This window comes from Pseudomonas sp. B6002 (assembly GCF_013385985.1).
Lineage (GTDB): Bacteria > Pseudomonadota > Gammaproteobacteria > Pseudomonadales > Pseudomonadaceae > Aquipseudomonas.
Window position 1 is genome coordinate 773,543 of sequence record NZ_JACAOY010000006.1, and the last position, 20,862, is coordinate 794,404.

Annotated in this window: 15 protein-coding genes; 6 read left to right on the plus strand and 9 right to left on the minus strand. The window is 61.3% G+C overall.

All coding sequences use genetic code 11. From position 1 onward, the window contains the following. Nucleotides 1-45 precede the first annotated feature (45 nt). Nucleotides 46-4,089 (plus strand): hypothetical protein, encoded by a 4,044-nt coding sequence (locus tag HX792_RS10840; RefSeq protein WP_176996075.1) that lies wholly within the window; start codon nucleotides 46-48, stop codon nucleotides 4,087-4,089. Between the two features lie 36 nt (nucleotides 4,090-4,125). On the opposite strand, the gene HX792_RS10845 is transcribed toward HX792_RS10840, so the two are convergent. The 4 genes from HX792_RS10845 to HX792_RS10860 form a co-directional block, all read right to left on the minus strand. Then, the gene (locus HX792_RS10845) at nucleotides 4,126-5,733 is read right to left on the minus strand and encodes an ATP-binding protein (RefSeq protein ID WP_256349840.1); all 1,608 of its coding nucleotides are present in this window, start codon (nucleotides 5,731-5,733) and stop codon (nucleotides 4,126-4,128) included. A 74-nt stretch (nucleotides 5,734-5,807) separates the two neighbouring features. After that, on the minus strand, nucleotides 5,808-7,307 hold the full coding sequence (locus tag HX792_RS10850) for an ATPase domain-containing protein (protein ID WP_176996077.1): 1,500 nt from the start codon (nucleotides 7,305-7,307) through the stop codon (nucleotides 5,808-5,810). Nucleotides 7,308-7,450: 143 nt separating this feature from the next. Next, nucleotides 7,451-8,509, minus strand: a complete 1,059-nt coding sequence (locus tag HX792_RS10855) for a tetratricopeptide repeat protein (RefSeq protein ID WP_176996078.1) — start codon at nucleotides 8,507-8,509, stop codon at nucleotides 7,451-7,453. Between the two features lie 76 nt (nucleotides 8,510-8,585). Next, on the minus strand, nucleotides 8,586-9,479 hold the full coding sequence (locus HX792_RS10860; RefSeq protein ID WP_176996079.1) for a bestrophin family protein: 894 nt from the start codon (nucleotides 9,477-9,479) through the stop codon (nucleotides 8,586-8,588). A 226-nt stretch (nucleotides 9,480-9,705) separates the two neighbouring features. Here HX792_RS10860 and HX792_RS10865 point away from each other — a divergent pair, with 226 nt between their 5' ends. From HX792_RS10865 to HX792_RS10885, 5 genes are read left to right on the plus strand one after another with little or no spacing between them, the layout of a single operon-like run. Beyond that, nucleotides 9,706-11,349: an AMP-binding protein gene (locus HX792_RS10865; RefSeq protein WP_176996080.1), complete on the plus strand. Its 1,644-nt coding sequence runs from the start codon at nucleotides 9,706-9,708 to the stop codon at nucleotides 11,347-11,349. A gap of 21 nt (nucleotides 11,350-11,370) precedes the next feature. Next, nucleotides 11,371-12,138: an SDR family NAD(P)-dependent oxidoreductase gene (locus HX792_RS10870; RefSeq protein ID WP_176996081.1), complete on the plus strand. Its 768-nt coding sequence runs from the start codon at nucleotides 11,371-11,373 to the stop codon at nucleotides 12,136-12,138. Nucleotides 12,139-12,150: 12 nt separating this feature from the next. After that, nucleotides 12,151-13,335, plus strand: coding sequence for an acetyl-CoA C-acyltransferase (locus tag HX792_RS10875; RefSeq protein ID WP_176996082.1), 1,185 nt, complete (start codon nucleotides 12,151-12,153; stop codon nucleotides 13,333-13,335). Between the two features lie 12 nt (nucleotides 13,336-13,347). Continuing rightward, the gene (locus HX792_RS10880) at nucleotides 13,348-14,475 is read left to right on the plus strand and encodes an acyl-CoA dehydrogenase (protein ID WP_176996083.1); all 1,128 of its coding nucleotides are present in this window, start codon (nucleotides 13,348-13,350) and stop codon (nucleotides 14,473-14,475) included. Between the two features lie 11 nt (nucleotides 14,476-14,486). Then, nucleotides 14,487-15,260: an enoyl-CoA hydratase gene (locus tag HX792_RS10885; protein ID WP_176996084.1), complete on the plus strand. Its 774-nt coding sequence runs from the start codon at nucleotides 14,487-14,489 to the stop codon at nucleotides 15,258-15,260. 219 nt (nucleotides 15,261-15,479) lie between these two features. Here the strand turns inward: HX792_RS10885 and HX792_RS10890 are convergent, their stop codons facing one another. From HX792_RS10890 to HX792_RS10910, 5 genes are all read right to left on the minus strand, one after another. Then, entirely contained in the window at nucleotides 15,480-16,631 is a 1,152-nt protein-coding gene (locus HX792_RS10890) for an acyl-CoA dehydrogenase family protein (RefSeq protein ID WP_176996085.1), read from the minus strand. 3 nt (nucleotides 16,632-16,634) lie between these two features. Then, nucleotides 16,635-17,738: an enoyl-CoA hydratase/isomerase family protein gene (locus HX792_RS10895; protein WP_176996086.1), complete on the minus strand. Its 1,104-nt coding sequence runs from the start codon at nucleotides 17,736-17,738 to the stop codon at nucleotides 16,635-16,637. 131 nt (nucleotides 17,739-17,869) lie between these two features. Beyond that, a complete protein-coding gene (locus HX792_RS10900) occupies nucleotides 17,870-18,580 on the minus strand; it encodes an HPP family protein (protein ID WP_176996087.1) in 711 nt (236 codons plus the stop codon). 164 nt (nucleotides 18,581-18,744) lie between these two features. Then, nucleotides 18,745-18,948 (minus strand): type VI secretion system contractile sheath small subunit, encoded by a 204-nt coding sequence (locus HX792_RS10905; RefSeq protein ID WP_256349841.1) that lies wholly within the window; start codon nucleotides 18,946-18,948, stop codon nucleotides 18,745-18,747. Between the two features lie 290 nt (nucleotides 18,949-19,238). Beyond that, a complete protein-coding gene (locus HX792_RS10910) occupies nucleotides 19,239-20,861 on the minus strand; it encodes a glycosyltransferase family 39 protein (protein ID WP_176996088.1) in 1,623 nt (540 codons plus the stop codon). Nucleotide 20,862 lies beyond the last annotated feature (1 nt).

The following is a 20,862-nucleotide window of genomic DNA, read 5'->3' on the forward strand; positions in this document are numbered from 1 at the left end:
GCAGTTCTTCGTCGGCACATCCCTTTTTCTTTTTCAGGGCTTCACATGATCCGGTCCCACGCTTCGCTCGATTACCGACTGCCGTCAACTTCCGCCACTCAAATCCGAAACAAACGGGAAGTGCCCAATGAGGGCGCCTCGCCTGTTATCGGCCTTGCGAGCACTACGTCGGGAGACAAGGGTGTTTTAGAGCTGTACGTGAAGGCCTTGCGCAATGTGGCCGGAGGTTCAACCGACGGGGTAAACCTCGACAATATTCCCGCTGACTCGACGTTCGGTCAGTGGTGGCAACAGCTTTACAACGCAGTCAAAAGCCCACGTTTTGAAGCACTTGCCAAAAAGCTCGATATCGATACGTCGAGCCCGATGACTGTTGATCACATAAACGAAACGCTGACGGCCATGGTCAACGGCGAGCCGATGACCTTTAGTACTTCCCAGTTGGGGCGTGCATGGGCCGAGGCCACGGCGCCAATCCTGTCCGCCGCGCGCGCGCTGGGTTACAGCCGCATCAAAATTCCTACCCATCCAACAACGGCGCCGGTGCAGGAGGTTGCGCGATTTTATGGCGAAGTGCTCCTGGCAGACAGAAAAGAGCAGACGTTGGCACGCGCCACTCAGTTGGAGCACAACCAAACCTTTGACCAAAAAGGGCTCGACAAACCTTTTGTAAACCTCAAGGCGCGTGCCCCCGAGCAGTTGGAAGAGCAGGTGACAGCGCTGGGCAATAACAACGTCAAGTTCAACCTGCTGAACCGTCTGATGCAATTCAACAGCAACGAACACGTGTCCTTGGCGGACTTTTTGCGCGATACAAAAATGCCACTTGCCCCCAACTCCAGCTATACAAAAGACACGGGACACAGTGAAGTCAGCCTCGAAGATGTGCTGGCTACCTACGACTGGCATATCCCGAAAAACCAGCAGGAACTGAACAGCCTGATCAACAACTTGGCTGAACCGGCGCTCAGCCGTCCACAGGACGGTAACTTTGCCGGGGCGCTGGCGTGGCCAACACCGTTGACCGTAGAGGAGCGCGCAGAGGTTTTCCGCACGCTCGCCGATAACCATCCAAGGTTACCGGTAGTGGACCCGGATACCTCGCTGGGCAGTGTCGATGTGCTGGGCGCATTGGTCAGCCGCGTGCCTTCGTTCATCCTCAGGCAAGATGACCCGCTGGCCGTGATCGAATGGATCCTCAACGCCGAGGAAGGTCAACAGTTGGGTGCTGAACTGCTCAAGCGCGCGGGGGATAAGGCTGGTGGTGCAAGCCCCAGGACCTGGTTGCTGACAGTGATGGGGATCATGCTCGATGTGAAGAGCCTGAAGGAGCCGCAAGCCAACCACGTTGCCGGGTTCAACCTTGGCGGGCACGAGGGTCAAACCCCCGCTCAGATCAAGCAGGCGTTGATCGATCACCTTAGTCGCACGTTCGTGACAACCCCTCAGGCTGCGCCCATGGCAGCGGTATTGTTGCTGTCTCGTGCGGCCCCCGAACTGCTGGTCAAAGACATCCCCGAGTACATCACCAAGGGTTCGTTCGAGTGGTTGGCACTCAAGGCAGCCGTTGCGCGTATCGAAGCGCTGAGCCCTGGCGCCAGCACGCGCATGAGCTATGGCGAAGTGCTCGCCTTCGACGAGGTTTCTCCCGCGACTGACGAGGAAGCCGAGCTGCAGCGAGAGTCCCAATTGCCGGCGATCATCGACTGGGGCGAGAGCCACGGTACGTTGGGCCTGACTGGGCCGCATAGCCCACAGAATATCGAGTACACCCGCCGCACGATTGAAGCGCAGCAGAACGCCCTGGCTCGCGCTTACGCGGCGCTGAAGGAACAGGCGCCCAGCCAGCGAAGCGTCGCCTTGGCCGAACTCAAGGCCACCTTGGGTGAAGGGATCGATTTCGAGGCGAAAACTATTCGTGCCCACATCGTGAAGACGGACGGGCACAGGCTGACCCCTTCACTGACCAAAGATCCCGTCGGCCACTACTCGCTCCTGGATTTGTACCTGGCGAAGCGGGCGGGCGACGATGTGGGCTGGTTTTCCAGCAACCCCAAGATTACCCAGTCAATGATCAAACGGGTGGGCACGCTGCCGGACCCCATCGCGAAACACGAAAAGGCATTTGACACGTATGAAAGTGAGTTGACCCAGGGCTGGGCCACGCTCACCAAGAACCTGATCGCCAATCTCCCGATGGGCGATCGCAAGAATATTGAATACGGCAAGCTCACGGTCTACCAGACTGGCGAAACCACGCGTTCGGACATCTCCACCGGTTCAGGGTCGATGTCGGTCAATAACGGGTTTGCGCAAACCGGCAGCGACCGTTCACTGATCATCAAAACAGAACGTGACGGTCAGGTGACCTATTATCAGATTGACCCGCAACATTACGTGATCCGCAAACGTGAAGACTTGAACGCCACCTTCAAGGAAGGCGCTCAAGGTGAGTGGGTAGAGCGCCCCAGCAACAGCTATCTTGCTAAGAATTTCGCCGTGGCCACTGTTCGGCCAATAGCGACGAGCAGCGAACACGCCGCGACGGAGGGTGACAGCGTCCCCGTGTCTTTCACCAGCCCCCGCAGCGAATACGTGGGCAAGCTGCTCTCTGACAACATCGTGCCGCTGTACAGGTTAGGCATGCAGAAAGACGCGTCCAGAGAAGTCACTACGTTTGACCGCGAGGCCAGCCTGAAGAAAACATTTCACGAGATATTCCTGGGTATCGTGCCGGGCGCCTCGGCTATCCGGCACATCATTAATGGCGATTACGTGAGTGCTGCTGGCGATACCCTCTTCGACCTTGTGATGGGCGTGACCCTCAAAGGCTTGAGTCCGGGCAAGGCAGCCGGCAAAGGTCTGCGCTCCCCTGGCTTGAAACAAATTGGGCGAACACTTAAAGGCTTCGGGCATGTCGTGGGCAGAGGTGCTGGCAGCACAGTACCAAGGTTTTTTCATCGTCTGAAAACCCAGTTGGGGGCCAAGCCCGCCACAGCGAATGCTTCGCCAGCGCTGAGACTCACGCCAGAACAAGCACGAGCGGTCGCTGCGCGTAAGGATCTTTTTGAAGGTATCGCGACATCGGGAAACGGTGTTGCCAAGCGTACGATTGCCAAATATGACGCGGCTACCAGCAGGTGGCGTGAATTTGACCCGACCACGGGCGGCACGGCTTCTGTCCTGCATACTTTCGACCCCATCGTCACCACGCATCTTGATACCCAGTGGATGAACACCATCAGGAAAGCTGAGAACGGCCCGCAGGGCGCTGCGTATCGCACGGGTTACCTTGAGGGTAAACCGGAGGGGGTTCCAGGTTATGCGCCAGGGATGACCTCGGCACAAATCAAGAAGCTGACGGTCTCGGGCAACCTGTCACCCAAGGACATCGGCACCCTGGTCAGGCAACAGGAAAGGCTGGCGGTGAACAGCAGCCTCAACGGCGTGATCATTTTCAACAAAGAGGTCCGCGCCGCTGGCGGGCGTATTACGCCTATGCCGCAGCTGTTCTACCTGAGCCAGACACAGCCACTGTCCCAAGGACAATGTGCGGCACTGTCCCACCTCATGCTTGAAGCCATGCAACGCGGCAAAGGGCAGGCACTGATTGATAATTTCTACGCAGTGGCCGCCAATCCCAAATCAGCGGCCTCGAGACAATTCATCAATACCCTGAATGACATGCAAGCCAAGCTAACGACGCCAACGGCCTTCCACGGGGGGAGCGCAGCCCGTGTTCCCTATTCCACCGTCGCCGATCAGTTGATCGATGCCAACGGATCCAAGACGCTTCTGATTGGGGACAGCGGGCACGCAATGACAGCAGGCGTGCGTGTGGAGAGCGGTGCGAAGAAGTATTTCTTCTACGAACCCAACTACGGGCTGGCAACGTTCGAGAGTGCTGAAAGCTTCAAACAGGGGCTGGACAATATATTTACCAGCAAAGCGTTCTCGCGAAAGTACACGACGGTGGACCCGGGCAGCAGCGAGGTGCTGTTTACCGTCAGTGACTACAAACCCAACGCCCTGAATCAAGTGGGCATAAACTCCAAGGCGTTGGAAGACCTGTATTCCACGCCGTTGTAGGTCACCTTATAAAAGCAAGGTACCGGGCGCATGAACTCATTGATCTGATGATCTATGAATCATTTCCCGTACCTTCGCCGTCAGCAGGTCAAAGGTGAACGGCTTGGTGATCAACTGCATCCCGGGGTCCAGGAACCCACCACGAACCGCCGCGTGTTCGGCATACCCGGTGATGAACAGCACCTTCAATTCGGGACGAATCTGGCGGCCGATTTCTGCCAGTTGTCGGCCGTTCATGCCCGGTAACCCGACATCACTGATCAACAGGTCGATACGCTGGTCCGACTCGATGATCGGCACTGCCGTATCGGCGTCGCCGGCTTCGACAAACCCATACCCCAGCTCCTTGAGCACCGCACTGACCAGCACCCGTACCGCCGGGTCATCCTCGACAATCAGCACAGTTTCACCGGCATTGGCAAATGGCAGCAGCGCAGGGTTGGCCGCCTCGACCTGGGCGATTTCGCCGAGGAAGCGCGGCAGGAACAGGCTCACGGTGGTGCCTTTGCCGACTTCACTGTGAATCGTCACATGCCCATGGGACTGGCGGGCAAAACCGTAAATCATCGACAAGCCCAGCCCGGTGCCCTGGCCGATCGGCTTGGTGGTAAAAAACGGGTCGAACACCCGGCTCAAGAGGGTTTCCGGAATGCCGCAGCCGGTGTCGCTGACGCTCAGCTCCACGTAATCACCGGGTTTCAACGTGCCATAAGCGGCAGTAAACACGCTGTCGAGGTGACGGTTGGTGGTTTCGACCATCAACTGACCGCCGTTGGGCATGGCATCCCGGGCATTGATCACCAGGTTGAGCAGGGCGCTTTCCAATTGGTTGGGGTCCGCTTCAGCGGTCCACAGTTCATGGGGCAGGCGCATGTCCAGGGCGATGCTTTCGTTGATGCTGCGCTGCAACAATTCACCCATGGAACTGACCAGTTGGTTGATCTCCACGGGTTTGGAGTCCAACGACTGGCGACGGGAAAAGGCCAGTAGGCGATGGGTCAGGCCGGCAGCGCGGTTGGCCGAGGTCACACCCAAGTCGATCAGGCTGTCGAGGTCGTCCAGCTTGCCACGGGACACACGCCGGCGCAGCAGCTCCAGGCTGCCGATGATGCCGGTGAGCATATTGTTGAAGTCGTGGGCGATGCCGCCGGTCAATTGGCCCACCGCTTCCATTTTCTGCGACTGGCGCAATGCATCCTCGTTGTAACGCAGCTGCGCGGTGCGTTCTTCGACCTGCTGCTCCAGGGTTTCCAGGGTGCTTTGCAGGCGCCGTTCGCTTTCACTCAAGTCGATCAGGCGGTCCCGCGCGTCATATTGCCGGCGTCGCCCGCGCAGGGCGGCGCTGACCATACTGATCAGGGTGACCGGGTGAAATGGCCGCTCCAGGAAGGTTACGTTGCCCAGCAGGCCGCTCAGGTGTGACGAGCCGTTCTGCTCGCTGCCACCGTGATGGGTCATCAGCACGATCGGCAGGTCAGACCACGCCGGCTGCTGATGCAGGAACTCCAGCAAAGGCTCCAGCTCAACGCCGCGCAAGGCTTCGGCCGCGATCACCAGCAAGCCGGCACCTTGCTCCAGCGCGTCGCACAGGTGGGCCAGGTTGTTGGCAACGATGCCGCTGTAGCCGGCTTCGTTGAGCATCATCAGCGCCAAGGTGCTGTCGCGTCCCAATGGCGCAAGGATGATCGCGCGCTCGGAGACCGGGTTCGGGTCGGCCACTAGCCCTCATCCTTGAGCAGAGGCGAACCGGCACCCAGGTAGGTGGGAATGCCGCGCAGTACGCCCTGGAAGTTGTCCAGCGGTTCGCCTACGGTCATGCCACGGCTACCGATGCGGTATTCACGGATGGTCGATTCATGGGAGCCGGTGCGCTTCTTGATGATCGAGATCGCTCGGCGCACTTTGCCCAGCGCTTCGAAGTAACGCAGCAGAATCACCGTGTCGGCCAAATAAGTGATGTCCACCGGCGCCTGCATGTCGCCGACCAGGCCATGCTGGGCCACGGTCATGAAGGTCGCTGCACCGCGACGGTTGAGGTACAGCAGCAGCTCGTGCATGTGCAGGATCAGCGCATTTTCTTCCGGCATCGCGGCCTGGTAGCCATTGACGCTGTCGATCACCACCGTCTTGATCCCGCGCTCATCCACACAGCGACGCACGCGATGGGAGAACTCGCCAGGTGACAGCTCAGCGGCGTCCACCTGTTCGATCAGCAGATTGCCGGTGGCTTGCAGGGCCTCCAGGTCGATGCCCATGTTTTTCATGCGCTCGAACAGCAGGCCCAGTTCTTCATCGAAGATGAAGAGGGCGGCTTTCTCGCCCCGCGCCACAGCGGCGGCAGCAAAAATCATCGAGATCAGCGATTTGCCCGTACCGGCCGGGCCGAGAATCAGGCTACTGGAGCCGGTCTCGATACCGCCGCCCAGCAACGAATCCAACTCTTTTATGCCGCTGGTCAAGGTTTCACGGTTGTAGCCACCCCGATGTTCGGCAGCGACCAGGCGCGGGAACACCTGCACGCCGCCCTGCATGATGGTGAAGTCATGGAAGCCGCCACGGTATTTCTGACCGCGGTACTTCACCACCCGCACCCGACGCCGTTCGGCACCGTAGTTGGGGGTCAGTTCTTCCAGGCGAATCACCCCGTGGGCCACGCTGTGCACGGTTTTGTCGAGGGATTCGGTGGTCAGGTCGTCCAATAGCAGGACGGTGGCGTCGTAGCGCACGAAGTAATGCTTGATGGCCAGGATCTGCCGGCGATAGCGCAGGGAGCTTTGGGCCAGCAGGCGGATCTCGGACAGGCTATCGACCACCACGCGGGTGGGCTTGACCCGTTCCACCACTTCGAAGATCTGCCGGGTCGCTTCGCCCAGCTCCAGGTCCGAGGAATACAGCAGGCTCTGCTGGTGCTCGGCGTTGAGCAAACTCTCGGGTGGGGTCAGTTCGAAGATATGGATGTTGTCATCCAGGTCCCAGCCGTGGGACTTGGCGCCCTGGCGCAATTCCCGCTCGGTCTCGGACAAGGTGATGTACAGCGAACGCTCACCGTTTTTGGCTCCGGCCTGCAGGAAGTGAAGGGCCACGGTGGTCTTGCCGGTCCCCGGCTCACCTTCCAGCAGGAACAGGTGGCTACGCGAGAGCCCCCCGGAAAGAATGTCATCAAGACCTTCGATCCCGGTGGCGGCTTTGTCGTTTAACAGCGCATTGGATGTAGACAAGAAGTACCCTCAAGTCACGTACAAGTAGAGGTGCGCGCCGCCCGGGGCGCGCCATATTCACTTGACCGTAGTGGCACGTGGCGGTTCAACGCTTGTTGAGATTTGTACAACGAGAGCTTGGTTTTACAAGTTTTTGGAGTCGACTACAGGCCTTGCTGCAACGCGGGGTCGTCCGGATTCTGCTGTTCAAGCTGCGCCAGCAACACCTGCACATTCTGCAACTGACCGGTTTCCTTCCAGTAGTTGATCAGCAACACCCGGGCTTTGCGATTGGCGGGGTGGCGTTGGACGATCTCTTCCAACTGGCGTTGGGCGGCTTCCAGTTCTTCCTGGGCATGCAGGGTGGTGGCCAGGTCGTAGCGGTAATCCTGATTGTCCGGCTCCAGTTCCACAGCCTTGGACAATCCGAGCAGTGCGTACGGGCGTTCACCATGGTGCAGCAGCCACATGCCCAGGGCGTGTTGCAGGTAGGCTGACTCCGGGTGAGCCGCCAATTGGCGCGCCAGCAGTTGGCGGGACTCTTCGGTCTTGCCTTGTTTATCCAGCAGCTCAATTTGCGCGACCACCGCTTGCAGGTTGTCCGGCTGCAGGCGCATGGCTTGCTCCAAGGCGTTTTGTGCGTCTGGCAACAGGGCGCTGTGAATATAGAGGCGCGCCAGTTGAATCCAGCCCTCGGCGGTTTCGGGTTGGCCCTTGAGCTTTTTCACGAATTCATCGAGTACTTGCTGCAAGGGCCCGAAGTACAAGCCCAGGGTGTCCGGCGAGAGGCCGAGCAAGGCGTTGGCGGCGGCGAAGCGCACGTCTTGTTCCGGGTCATCCAGCACAGGGCCGAGCAACAAGGTGCGTTGGCCGGTGGGCACCAGGCCGACAATGCTGTGGATCGCGGCTTCGCGTACCAGCGGGGCATCGTTGGCCAAGTCTTTATCCGCCAGTTTCAACGCCTGGGGGCTTGGGTAGTTGGGCAATTCGGCGTGCAGCGCGGCGCGCCGCTCAGGTGAAAGGTCCGGGCGGCCCAACTGTTGATACAACACACGCGCCGCTCCCGGCTCACCGTTATGGGCCTGGCGCAGGGCCTTGGCGTAACCATGGGCGATCGCCGGGGGCACGGTCACTTGGGGGGAGCGGGAGAAAAACCAGGTGATCAGCACAATAGACAACAGGGCGCACAGGCCGATGAGGGCGTAACGGCGTGACTTTGACATGCAGGCGTCCAAAAGCTGGGGCAGCTATCGCAAAGCCACCAGCTTCGGTCAGACCAGGGCGAGTGTCAAACCCGCATCAGGTGAGCACGTACTCCACGGGCTCCAGGGCAGGGGGCAGGTCGGTTTCGCCCAAGGCGGCACGGACCTCCCGTTCCAGTGTGCGCAGGATGGCATTGCAGGGCAGGTCGTTTTCGTCGAAACCGAAGGGGTCTTCCAGGTCATCGCCAATTTCATCCAGGCCAAAGAACGTGTAGCTGACGATGGCGGTGAACACCGGCGTCAACCAGCCCAGCGGCTCGGCCATGGCAAACGGCAGCAGGATGCAGAACAGGTAGATGGTGCGGTGCAGCAGCAGGGTGTAGGGGAAGGGCAGCGGCGTGTGCTTGATCCGCTCGCACGAAGCCTGCACCTGGCTGAGGCTGACCAGCCGGGCTTCCAGTTGGGTGTAGCGCCACTCACTGATCACGCCTTGCTCGGTCATCTCCGAAAAGCGTGCGCCGAGCCTTTGCAAGACTCGATCGGGCAGGTTCGGATGCCCTTGATCGACCGGGGTCCAAGCGGCAATTGCGCGAACTTCGTCTTCCAGGCGCAAGCGCGCGATCAGCCCATGGGCAAACCCGCAGAGCCCGCGCAAAACGCCGGCACGCTCAGGCGTATCACCAAGCATCTGAGTCTCGCGGATCAACGAGCGCACATCAATGATCATTTGCCCCAATTGCTTACGCCCCTCCCACCAGCGGTCATAGCAGGCGTTGTTGCGAAAGCTCATGAAGATCGACAGCGACAGGCCCAGCAACGTGAAGGGCGTGGCGTTGACCTTGGAAAAGTAGGCCGGGTGCCAGGTTTCTACCAGCACGATCACCGAAGCCAGCAGGGTCACCAGCAGGCTGCGCAGGGCAATGCGCTTGGCAATCGAGCCCTTGAGGGAAAACAGGATACCCAGGAGGTTGGGTTTGGGGCGGACGATCATCGGGCGGGGCTTCTTAGGTGGCGCAGGCCCTCAGGTTAGAAGCTGGCACCCGCGACGTCCAATCGCTTGGGTCGACCCATTGATAAGCGCGATCAATGATTGGCCAAACCAGTCAGCTATGTTGAAAGCTTTGACCATTGCCGCTGCGCCGCTCTAGAGCGACTATTTCCGCGATTCGTGTGATGCAAAATGTCCTGAAAATAAAAATACAGAAGGATTTGAAGCAATGCGTGAGTATTTGGCTGCCACTACCGAGTTCGATTACCAGCACACCGTCGACGCCGCACTGGCCGGCACCCTGCAGGGCCTCAATGCCTGCGTGGAGTGTTGCGATCGCCACGCGCTGCCGGGGCGCATCGCCTTGTTCTGGGAGGGCAAGGACGGCCGCAGCGCCACGTCCACCTTCACCGAGTTGCAAGACCAGGCCTCACGTTTTGCCAATTTCTTGCTGGCCCAGGGCGTCACGCGCGGCGACAAGGTGGCCGGCCTGCTGCCGCGCACGGCCGAATTGTTGGTGGTGGTGTTGGCCACCTGGCGCATCGGCGCCGTGTATCAACCGCTGTTTACCGCCTTTGGCCCCAAGGCCATCGAACACCGCCTGGGCAGCTCGGGGGCCAAGTTGGTGGTCACCGACGCGGTGAACCGGCCCAAGCTCGCCGAAATCGAGAGCTGCCCGACCATCGTCACCGTCGCCGGGCCCAAAGGCGAAGGCATCGTGCGCGGCGACTACAGTTTCTGGGCCGAGCTGCCCAACCATTCCAATGATTGCGCGCCGGTGCTGCTGGGCGCCGATGACCCGTTTCTGCTGATGTTCACCTCGGGCACCACCGGCCCGTCGAAGGCGCTGTCGGTGCCGCTCAAGGCCATCGTTGCGTTCCAGAGCTACACCCGCGATGCCGTGGATTTGCGCCCCGAAGACGCGTTCTGGAACGTCGCCGACCCGGGCTGGGCCTATGGCATTTATTTCGGCGTCACCGGGCCGCTGTCCATGGGCCACCCGATTACCTTCTACGATGGCCCGTTCACCCTGGAAAGCACCTGTCGGGTGATCAACAAATACGGGATCACCAACCTTACCGGTTCGCCGACCGCGTACCGCCTGCTGATTGCCGGTGGCGAGCAGTTCGCCCAGTCGATCAAGGGCAAGCTGCGCATTGTCAGCAGCGCCGGCGAACCCCTGAACCCGGAAGTGATCCGCTGGTTTGCCGACAACCTCGGCGTGACCATCCACGACCACTACGGCCAGACCGAACTGGGCATGGTGCTGTGCAATCACCATGGGCTGGAGCACCCGGTGCACGTTGGTTCGGCGGGTTTTGCCTCGCCGGGGCATCGCATCGTGGTACTGGACGACGACCACCAGGAACTGCCGGCCGGGGTGCCCGGCATCCTGGCCATCGACCGCGAACAATCACCGATGTGCTGGTTCGCCGGCTACGACGGCGTGAAGACCAAGGCCTTCGTCGGCAAGTACTACCTCAGTGGCGACACCGTGGAACTCAACCCCAACGGCAGCATCAGCTTCGTAGGGCGCAGCGATGACGTGATCACCACCTCCGGCTACCGGGTCGGCCCGTTCGACGTGGAAAGCGCCCTGGTGGAGCACCCAGCGGTGATCGAAGCGGCCGTGGTGGGCAAACCCTGCCCGCAACGTACCGAGCTGGTGAAGGCCTTTGTGGTGATCAATGCGCACTACCGCGCCACCGAGGAACTCGCCGAAGAGCTGCGCCAGCACGTGCGCAAGCGCCTGGCGGCGCATGCGTATCCCCGCGAAATCGAATTCGTCAGCGACTTGCCCAAGACCCCGAGCGGCAAGCTGCAACGCTTTATTTTACGCAATCAGGAAATCGCCAAGGCGGCGGTGGCCTGACCTTTCTTCAAGGACACAATGATGCATATCCAAAACAAGGTTTTTCTGGTCAGCGGCGGTGCTTCGGGCCTCGGCGCGGCAACTGCCGAGATGCTGGTCGCGGCCGGCGCCAAGGTGATGCTGGTGGACATGAACGCCGACGCAGTAGCGGCCAAGGCCAAACAGCTGGGGGATAACGCACGCAGTGCAGTCGCCGATATCAGCCAGGAAGCCGCTGCCGAAGCCGCCGTGCAGGCCGCCGTCGCCGCCTTTGGCGGGCTGCACGGCCTGGTGAACTGCGCCGGTGTGGTGCGCGGCGAAAAAATCCTCGGCAAGAACGGCCCCCACGGGCTGGCCAGCTTTGCCCAGGTGATCAACGTGAACCTGATCGGCAGTTTCAACCTGCTGCGCCTGGCTGCTGCTGCCATCGCGGAAACCGAAGCGAATGCCGATGGCGAGCGCGGCGTGATCATCAACACCGCCTCGGTGGCCGCGTTCGACGGGCAGATCGGCCAGGCGGCGTATTCGGCCTCCAAAGGCGCGATTGCCAGCCTGACCCTGCCTGCTGCCCGCGAGCTGGCGCGCTTCGGCATCCGCGTCATGACCATCGCCCCAGGCATTTTCGAAACCCCGATGATGGCCGGCATGACCCCTGAGGTGCGTGAGTCGTTGGCGGCCGGCGTGCCATTCCCGCCACGCCTGGGCAAACCTGCCGAGTACGCCGCCCTGGTGCGACACATCATTGAAAACAGCATGCTCAATGGCGAGGTGATCCGTCTCGACGGCGCCTTGCGCATGGCAGCCAAGTAAGGAGCACACCCCATGAGCGATCCGATTGTTATTGTCAGCGCCGTCCGCACGCCAATGGGCGGTTTCCAGGGCGACCTCAAGGGCCTGACCGCACCGCAGCTGGGTGCTGCGGCCATCCGTGCGGCGGTCGAGCGCGCCGGAATTGCCAGCGACGCGGTCGATGAAGTGCTGTTCGGCTGCGTACTGCCAGCGGGCCTCGGCCAGGCACCGGCGCGGCAGGCCGCATTGGGCGCCGGCCTGGATAAATCCACGCGTTGCACCACCCTCAACAAAATGTGCGGCTCGGGCATGGAGTCGGCGATCCTGGCCCACGACTCGCTGCTGGCCGGCAGTGTCGAGGTGGTAATTGCCGGTGGCATGGAGAGCATGTCCAACGCGCCGTACCTGTTGGACCGCGCGCGCAGCGGCTACCGCATGGGCCACGGCAAGGTGCTGGACCATATGTTCCTCGACGGCCTGGAAGACGCCTACGACAAGGGCCGCCTGATGGGCACCTTTGCCGAGGACTGCGCGGTGCACAACGGTTTCAGCCGCGAAGCCCAGGACGCGTTTGCCATTGCCTCCCTGACTCGCGCGCAGGAAGCGATCAACCATGGCAACTTCGCCGCCGAAATCGTGCCGGTCCAGGTCACCGTGGGCAAAGAGCAAAAAACCATCCTGCATGACGAGCAGCCGCCCAAAGCCAAGATCGACAAGATCGCCAGCTTGAAGCCGGCCTTTCGCGAAGGCGGTACGGTCACGGCGGCCAACTCCAGTTCGATTTCCGACGGTGCGGCGGCGTTGCTGATGATGCGTCAGTCCGAGGCGCAAAAGCGTGGCCTAAAGCCGCTGGCGGTGATTCATGGGCACGCTGCATTTGCCGATGAGCCAGGGCTGTTTCCGGTGGCGCCAGTCGGCGCGATCCGCAAACTGATGAGCAAGACCGGCTGGAACCTGGGTGAAGTGGACCTGTTCGAGATCAACGAAGCCTTCGCCGTCGTCAGCCTGGTGACCATGAGCAAGCTGGAAATCCCTCACGCCAAGGTCAATATCCACGGTGGCGCCTGCGCCCTGGGCCATCCGATCGGCGCCTCAGGCGCACGCATTCTGGTGACGCTGCTCTCGGCCTTGCGCCAAAAAGGCCTCAAACGCGGCGTTGCCGCCATCTGCATCGGCGGTGGTGAAGCCACGGCCATGGCCGTCGAATGCCTGTATTAAGGACTCACCCCCATGCTGCCCAATGACGAACAACTGCAAATCAGCGACGCGGCCCGGCAATTTGCCCAGGAACGCCTCAAACCCTTCGCCGCGGAGTGGGACCGTGAGCACCGCTTTCCCAAGGAGGCCATTGGCGAGATGGCCGAACTGGGCTTTTTCGGCATGCTGGTGCCGGAACAGTGGGGCGGTTGCGACACCGGCTACCTGGCCTATGCCATGGCCCTGGAAGAAATCGCGGCCGGTGACGGGGCGTGCTCGACCATCATGAGCGTGCACAACTCGGTGGGGTGTGTGCCGATCCTCACGTTCGGCAACGACTACCAGAAAGAGCACTTCCTCAAGCCTCTGGCCAGTGGCGCCATGCTCGGCGCGTTCGCGTTGACCGAGCCGCAAGCCGGTTCCGATGCCAGCAGTCTGAAAACCCGTGCGCGGCTGGAAGGCGAGCACTACGTACTCAACGGCTGCAAGCAGTTCATCACCTCGGGGCAGAACGCCGGCATCGTGATTGTGTTTGCCGTGACCGACCCTGCGGCGGGTAAGCGCGGGATCAGCGCGTTTATCGTGCCTACCGATTCGCCGGGTTATACCGTGGCGCGGGTCGAAGACAAGCTCGGCCAGCATGCGTCCGACACTTGCCAGATCCTGTTCGAGGACGTGAAGGTGCCGGTGGCCAACCGCCTGGGCGAGGAGGGTGAAGGCTACAAGATCGCCCTGGCCAACCTCGAAGGCGGCCGCGTCGGTATCGCCTCGCAATCGGTGGGCATGGCCCGCGCCGCCTTTGAAGCAGCCCGCGACTACGCCCGTGAGCGCGAAAGTTTCGGCAAGGCGCTGATCGAACACCAGGCCGTGGCCTTTCGCCTGGCGGACATGGCCACGCAAATCGCCGTGGCCCGGCAGATGGTGCACTACGCCGCCGCCCTGCGTGACAGCGGCCAGCCGGCGCTGGTGGAAGCCTCCATGGCCAAGCTGTTTGCCTCGGAAATGGCCGAGAAAGTCTGTTCGGCCGCCTTGCAAACCCTGGGCGGTTACGGTTACCTGAGCGACTTCCCGTTGGAGCGCATCTACCGCGATGTGCGGGTTTGCCAGATCTACGAAGGCACCAGCGATATTCAACGCATGGTCATCTCACGCAATCTCTAAGGAGCCCATACATGAGTTACGAAACCATCCTGCTTGACGTCCAGGGCCGTGTCGGCCTGATCACCCTTAACCGTCCGCAGGCCTTGAACGCTCTCAACGCGCAACTGGTCAGCGAACTGAACCAGGCACTGGACGGCCTGGAAGCCGACCCGCAAATCGGCTGCATCGTGTTGACCGGCTCGAAGAAGGCCTTTGCAGCCGGTGCCGATATCAAGGAAATGGCCGAGCTGACGTACCCGCAGATCTACCTCGACGACCTGTTCAGCGACAGCGACCGCGTGGCCAACCGCCGCAAGCCGATCATTGCCGCCGTCAACGGCTTTGCCCTGGGCGGCGGCTGCGAGCTGGCGCTGATGTGCGACTTTATCCTCGCAGGCGACGGCGCCAAGTTCGGCCAGCCGGAAATCAACCTCGGCGTGCTGCCGGGCATGGGCGGCACCCAGCGCCTGACCCGCGCCGTGGGCAAGGCCAAGGCCATGGAAATGTGCCTGACCGGGCGCTTTATCGATGCAGTGGAAGCAGAGCGTTGCGGCATCGTGGCCCGTATCGTGCCAGCCGATGAGCTGTTGGACGAAGCGTTGAAAGTTGCCACCCTGATCGCGGGCAAATCGGTGCCGATCAGCATGATGGTCAAGGAAAGCGTGAACCGTGCCTTTGAGGTGAGCCTGTCTGAAGGCGTTCGCTTTGAACGCCGCGTGTTCCATGCCGCGTTCGCGACCCAGGACCAGAAGGAAGGCATGGCCGCGTTCGTGGCCAAGCGCGCGCCCGACTTCAAAGACCAATAACCCGCCCCACCATCATTGTAGGAGCCGGCTTGCCGGCGATGCAGACACCTAGGTCTATCAGGTACACCGAGGCGATTCCATCGCAGGCAAGCCAGCTCCCACAGCGGAGAGTGGTTTTCCAGGCCCCGCAATTCTCCTGTAGGCGCTGGCTTGCCGGCGATACAGACACCTCGGTTTATCAGTAACACCGAGGTGATTCCATCGCCGACAAGCCGTCTCCTACAGTTGGTAGTGTTTGAGCTCCCGGGCAATCACCATCCGCTGAATCTCGCTGGTGCCTTCGTATATCTGCGTGATCCGCGCATCCCGGTAGTAGCGCTCCACCGGGTAATCCTCCAGATACCCATAGCCGCCATGAATCTGCATCGCCGAGGAGCAGACCTTTTCGGCCATCTCTGAAGCAAACAATTTGGCCTGGGACGCTTCCGACAGGCACGGCTTGCCAGCACTGCGCAGGCGCGCAGCATGCAGGATCAGCAGGCGTGCGGCATTGAGCCGGGTCTGCATGTCGGCCAACAGGTTGGCGACGCTCTGGTGTTCGATGATCGCCTGGTTGAACTGCACACGGTCACGGGCGTAGGCCAACGCCGCCTCGAAGGCAGCGCGAGCAATGCCCAGGGCCTGGGCGGCAATGCCGATACGACCGCCTTCCAGGTTGGACAGGGCGATGGCCAGGCCTTTGCCACGCTCGCCCAGCAGGTTGGCTTCCGGCACGGTGCATTGGTTGAGGGTGACGGCGCAGGTGTCTGACGCCCGAATACCCATCTTGTGTTCCGTGCGGTCGACCACAAAGCCTGGGGTGTTGGTCGGCACCAGGAACGCCGAGATACCTTTCTTGCCCAGGTCCGGGTCGGTGACCGCAAACACGATGGCCAGCTTGGCGCGCTTGCCGTTGCTGACAAACTGCTTGGCGCCGTTGATCACCCATTGGCCGTCGCACAATTCGGCGCGGGTGCGCAAGTTATGCGCCTCGGAACCGGCTTGGGGCTCAGTGAGGCAAAAGCAGCCAATGGCCTGGCCACTGGCGAGGTCGGCCAGCCAAGTCTGTTTCTGTTCGGTGGTGCCGTAGTTGAGGATCGGCCCGCAACCCACTGAATTATGGATACTCATGAGGGCGCCGGTAGCACCGTCGCCGGCTGAAATCTCTTCCACCGCCAGGGCATACGCCACGTAGTCGACATAGGTGCCGCCCCATTCTTCAGGGACCACCATGCCCAACAGGCCCAGCTCCCCCATCTTGGCGACCAGCCCATCGTCGATCCAGCCGGCTTTTTCCCAAGCCTGGGCGTGAGGGGCGATTTCGCCACGGGCAAAGTCGCGCGCCATGTCGCGGATCATCACTTGTTCTTCTGTGTATTCAATGTCTTGCATGGCTTAGTGAACCTTCTGCGCGAAGTCGTGAAAGAAGCTCTCGACGTGGGTGGCGTCCAATCCGTGCAGCGTGGGCGGATTCCAGTGCGGGGTTTTGTCCTTGTCGATGATCAAGGCGCGAACGCCTTCGATCAGGTCGCCACGCTCGAACCACTGGCGATCCAGGTGCAATTCCAGCGCGAAGCACTGTTCCAGCGGCAGGCGACGGCCGCGACGCAGCATCTCCAGGGTGACGGCCATGGCCAAGGGGGAACGCGTTTGCATCAGGTCGGCGGTGGCCAGCGCCCACTCATGGCTGTCGGCGATGGTGACGGCGCGCAATTGCTCAACGATGCTCGGCACGTCCGGCAACGCGAAAAAATGGTCGATGACGGGGCGCAGCGCGGCCAGCGGCGCGTCCGGCAGTTGTTGCACGGCGAGCTTGGCGAGTACGCCTTGCAGGTCCTTGAGGGGCGAGTCGTGCCACTGCAGGCGGTCGAGCTTCTGGTCCAACTCGGCGAGCCTGGTGCTTTCCAAGTACCAGTCGGCCAACCCGCAATACAGGGCGTCTGCGGCACGAACCTGCACGCCGGTCACGCCCAGGTAAATGCCCAGCTCACCCGGAATACGCGGCAGGAAATAGCTACCGCCCACATCAGGGAAATACCCGATGGCCACTTCCGGCATCGCCAGGCGGCTGCGCTCGGTGACGACGCGCAGATCGGCGCCTTGCACCAGGCCCATGCCGCCGCCGAGGACGAACCCGTCCATCAGGGCCAGCACCGGTTTGCGGTAGTGGTGGATAGCCAGGTCGAGGGCGTATTCCTCGACGAAGAAGTCTTGGTGCAGGGTGTCGCCGCCTTTGAAACTGTCGTACAGCGAGCGAATATCGCCCCCGGCACAGAAGGCTTTTTCGCCGGCACCACGCAGGACCACGGCGTACACCTGCGGGTCATCGGCCCAGGCCTGGAGCTGCTGGGTCAAGCCACGTACCATGTCCAGGGTGATGGCGTTCAAGCCCGCCGGGCGATTGAGGGTGAGGTGGCCGATATGGTTGCGAACCTCGGCCAGCACCTCGTCTTGAAGAATGTCGGCGCGGCTTGCTTCGGATGAAACCTGAGCAGTCATCTCTAACTCCCTGCTTTTATTGTTCTTTATCAAGATGTTCGTAGGCGAACGCTCTCGCGATCGTACCAGTGCAAATTTGCCCCGTACAACCGTGAATCATGCAGGTCGTTTTTGCATTTTTGCAGAGGAACTCAAGCTGCCCGATGGGCCAGCACCTCACCGATGCTGCGCCGACGCGCATGGCCTTCAGCCGCGTGGATCAGTTGCTCAAGCTCAGTGGGTTCGATGTCGTAGAACTGCTCCATTTCGGCCAACGCCAGCTTCAGGTCGGCGGCCGTGATCGTGGGGTCGGTGGCGGGCGTCGGCGTGCCCATCACCACGGCAGGCGATTCGGCCGCGCCCTTGGGATAACGCGTGCGGGTGGCATTGTTGTAGGCCAGTGCACACAGCAACAACGCACTGGCGCCGAACATGACCGGCGCCATTTCGTACCAGCCGAGGCTGATGGAAGCCGGATCGGCCAGCACCAGGCTCATGGCCAGGCCGCCGGCGGGTGGATGCAGGCAACGCAGCCAGCAAATCAGCACCACCGTGATGCCGGCCGCCAGGCAGGCGCTGCCCAAGGTTCGCCCCAACACCCGCGCCACCAGCAGCGCGACGACGCCGGCACACAAGTAGCTGCCGATGATCGACCAAGGTTGCGCCAGGGCGCCCGACGACACGGCAAACAGCAGCACCGCCGAGGCGCCGAGAGGGCCGAGCAAGTGCAGCGCCACGTCCATGCCAAACACGTGGGCGCAGGCCCAGACACTGAGCATCGTGCCCAAGGCCATGCCGATGGCGGCGCGGCTCCATTCGGCGGGGCGCGTGTTGATTGCAGCGGGTAAAAAACGAGCGAGCATTAAAAAGGGTCCATAAACAGCGGGCGAAAAAAAAGGCTTGCCTGGTTTCCCGGAAAAGCCCTTTGAAAGTTCCAACATTTGGGGGAGGAACCTGTGCAGTGTGCCGATCTAGGTGAGCGGCCACCAGTGCATATTAATGAGGGTTGAGTGCAATAATAATGAAGTTAAAGGACGGCACCAAAGGGAATCTGGCGCACGCTATGCAGATCGGGGATGTTGACCTTGCCGAGTACGCGGCAATCGGTCTCTTCGTTGAACAGGTGTTTTTGCAGGTTTTTCTTCAGTTCAGGGTCGTCAGCCAGCGGCCCCTTCAACGCCACCAGGGCGTCCCGCAAGCCCATCAGTCGTTCCAGTGCCGGCAGGGGCAGGGTCACTCGATCATCTCGCACAAAATTCTCCTCTCAGTGAAAGAGGCCACCACGGTGGGGGATGGCCTACAGCGTCCTTGTTGTTATGCGTGTTAAAAACCTTAGGGCCTGGTGGTAGATAGTTAAGGCACTTGGTGAGCGAGTCTACATTTGGGGTATGAGCGCCGGAAGAGGCGAGTGCCCCAGGCATTACGCATTGGGCCGTAGGATGTTTCTTGGCGATAAGAATGCAAAACGCCCACTCTTTGAGGAGTGGGCGTTCTTTCGTACAGAACCACGCAACAGCGCTATCAATGCGGCGTGGATTTGGCCAGGTGCAGCAGCACGTAAGGGTTCTTGTCGAACTCCCCGGTGAGCGTGGGAGTAATGGAGCGCAACCGAGGGTCTTGCAGCCCCTCGTAATCTTCCTGGCTCATCACCAGCCAGGCGGGACCTTGCACCGGGGCCAGCTCGGCTGGCAACTGGGTGAACAGGGGCACCCGGTCGCAGTCGAGGTTGACCATCAACTTGATGGCTTTCGCGTCTTTGCCCAGTGCATGCAGCACCACGGGCGCCGGTTGCTGGTTGATCTGTGCCTTGACCGCCAGGCTGAAGGTGCGGGTGTCATACAGGCTGCGCTCAAGCGGCTCAACCACCACGATGTACGTCGTCCAAATCGCCAACACGGCCGCCAGCGCAGGGCCGGCCGGGCGAAACCGCACGTTGAACAGCGCCAGCAACGCGAGCACTTGAAGCACACCCAGCACGACAAACATCAGCGTCAGGCTACCCAACTGCTCCGCATAGCGGCGGCGCGCAACCAACAAGCCAATGGCCAACAGGGCAGGGAACAACGTCCAAATGCCCAGCATCAGGCTACGCAAGGCGGCGAACAGCCGTCCCTGGGTCACCTGGAACGGGTACGCCGCAATGATTGCCGCCATGGGCAGCATGGGCAGTATGTAGCGCGCTTTCTTCGCCTGGGGAACCGACAGGCCGAGCATCACCAGCAAACCTGCCGCTGCGCAGTACAACACCAACTGCAGCGCAGGATCCGGCACACGTCGCCCGTTCAGCGCCACCGCCAGTAGCACCAGCAACGCCACCGGGTAAGCCAGCGCGTAATTGCCGATGGAACTGGTGAAGTAGTACAGCACGCCGCTGGAACCTTCGGTGCCGTCCATGCGCCCCAGGAACTGCATGCGAATCACATCCCGCATGAAGTCTTCACCGCCGCTGAGCTTGGCCAACAGCAACAACAGGCCAACACACGCCGCCAGCAACGCAAGGGCCAGCAAGCCGAAGCTGAACAACTGGCGCCATTGGCGGTTGATGAGGTAATAGCTGCACAGCACACCCGTGGGGATCACCAGGCCGATGGGCCCACGGATCGCAAAGCCGATGATCAGCAGCAGGAACAGCCAGTGCAGGCGCTTGCCCGCACCGAAGTGGTCGTGGGCATAACCCAGGTAGAACACCGCCAACGCCACGGCCGCGAGCATCTGGTCAAGAGACACCGCACGGGTTTCGCTGATGAAGGTGCTGCTGAGCAGCAACATCGCCACACTCAGCAGGCCCCAACGCGGGGAGTAGGGCGCCGTGAGGCGGTACACCAGGGTGACGATCACCGCCGAAGCAATGGCCGTCGGCAGCCAGGCCGTGAAGCTGGTGACCTGCCCAAACGGCAGGGAAAACAGCCAGGTCAGCAGGGTAGAGGTGGCGAGGTAATCGGCATAGGGCTGCCCGTACGTGGTGGGGAAAAAGCTGGGCCCATGGCGCAGCATTTCCTGGGCGAACACCACGAAACGCGAGTCGAAGCCGATGATTGCCTGGTGCCAGTTACCGGCAATGAACAGCACCAGCGCCAAGAGCCCAAGCCCCAGCGACTGGTGTCGAATCGTTGCATTGAGCAGCGGCGGATGAGCTTTGTTCACG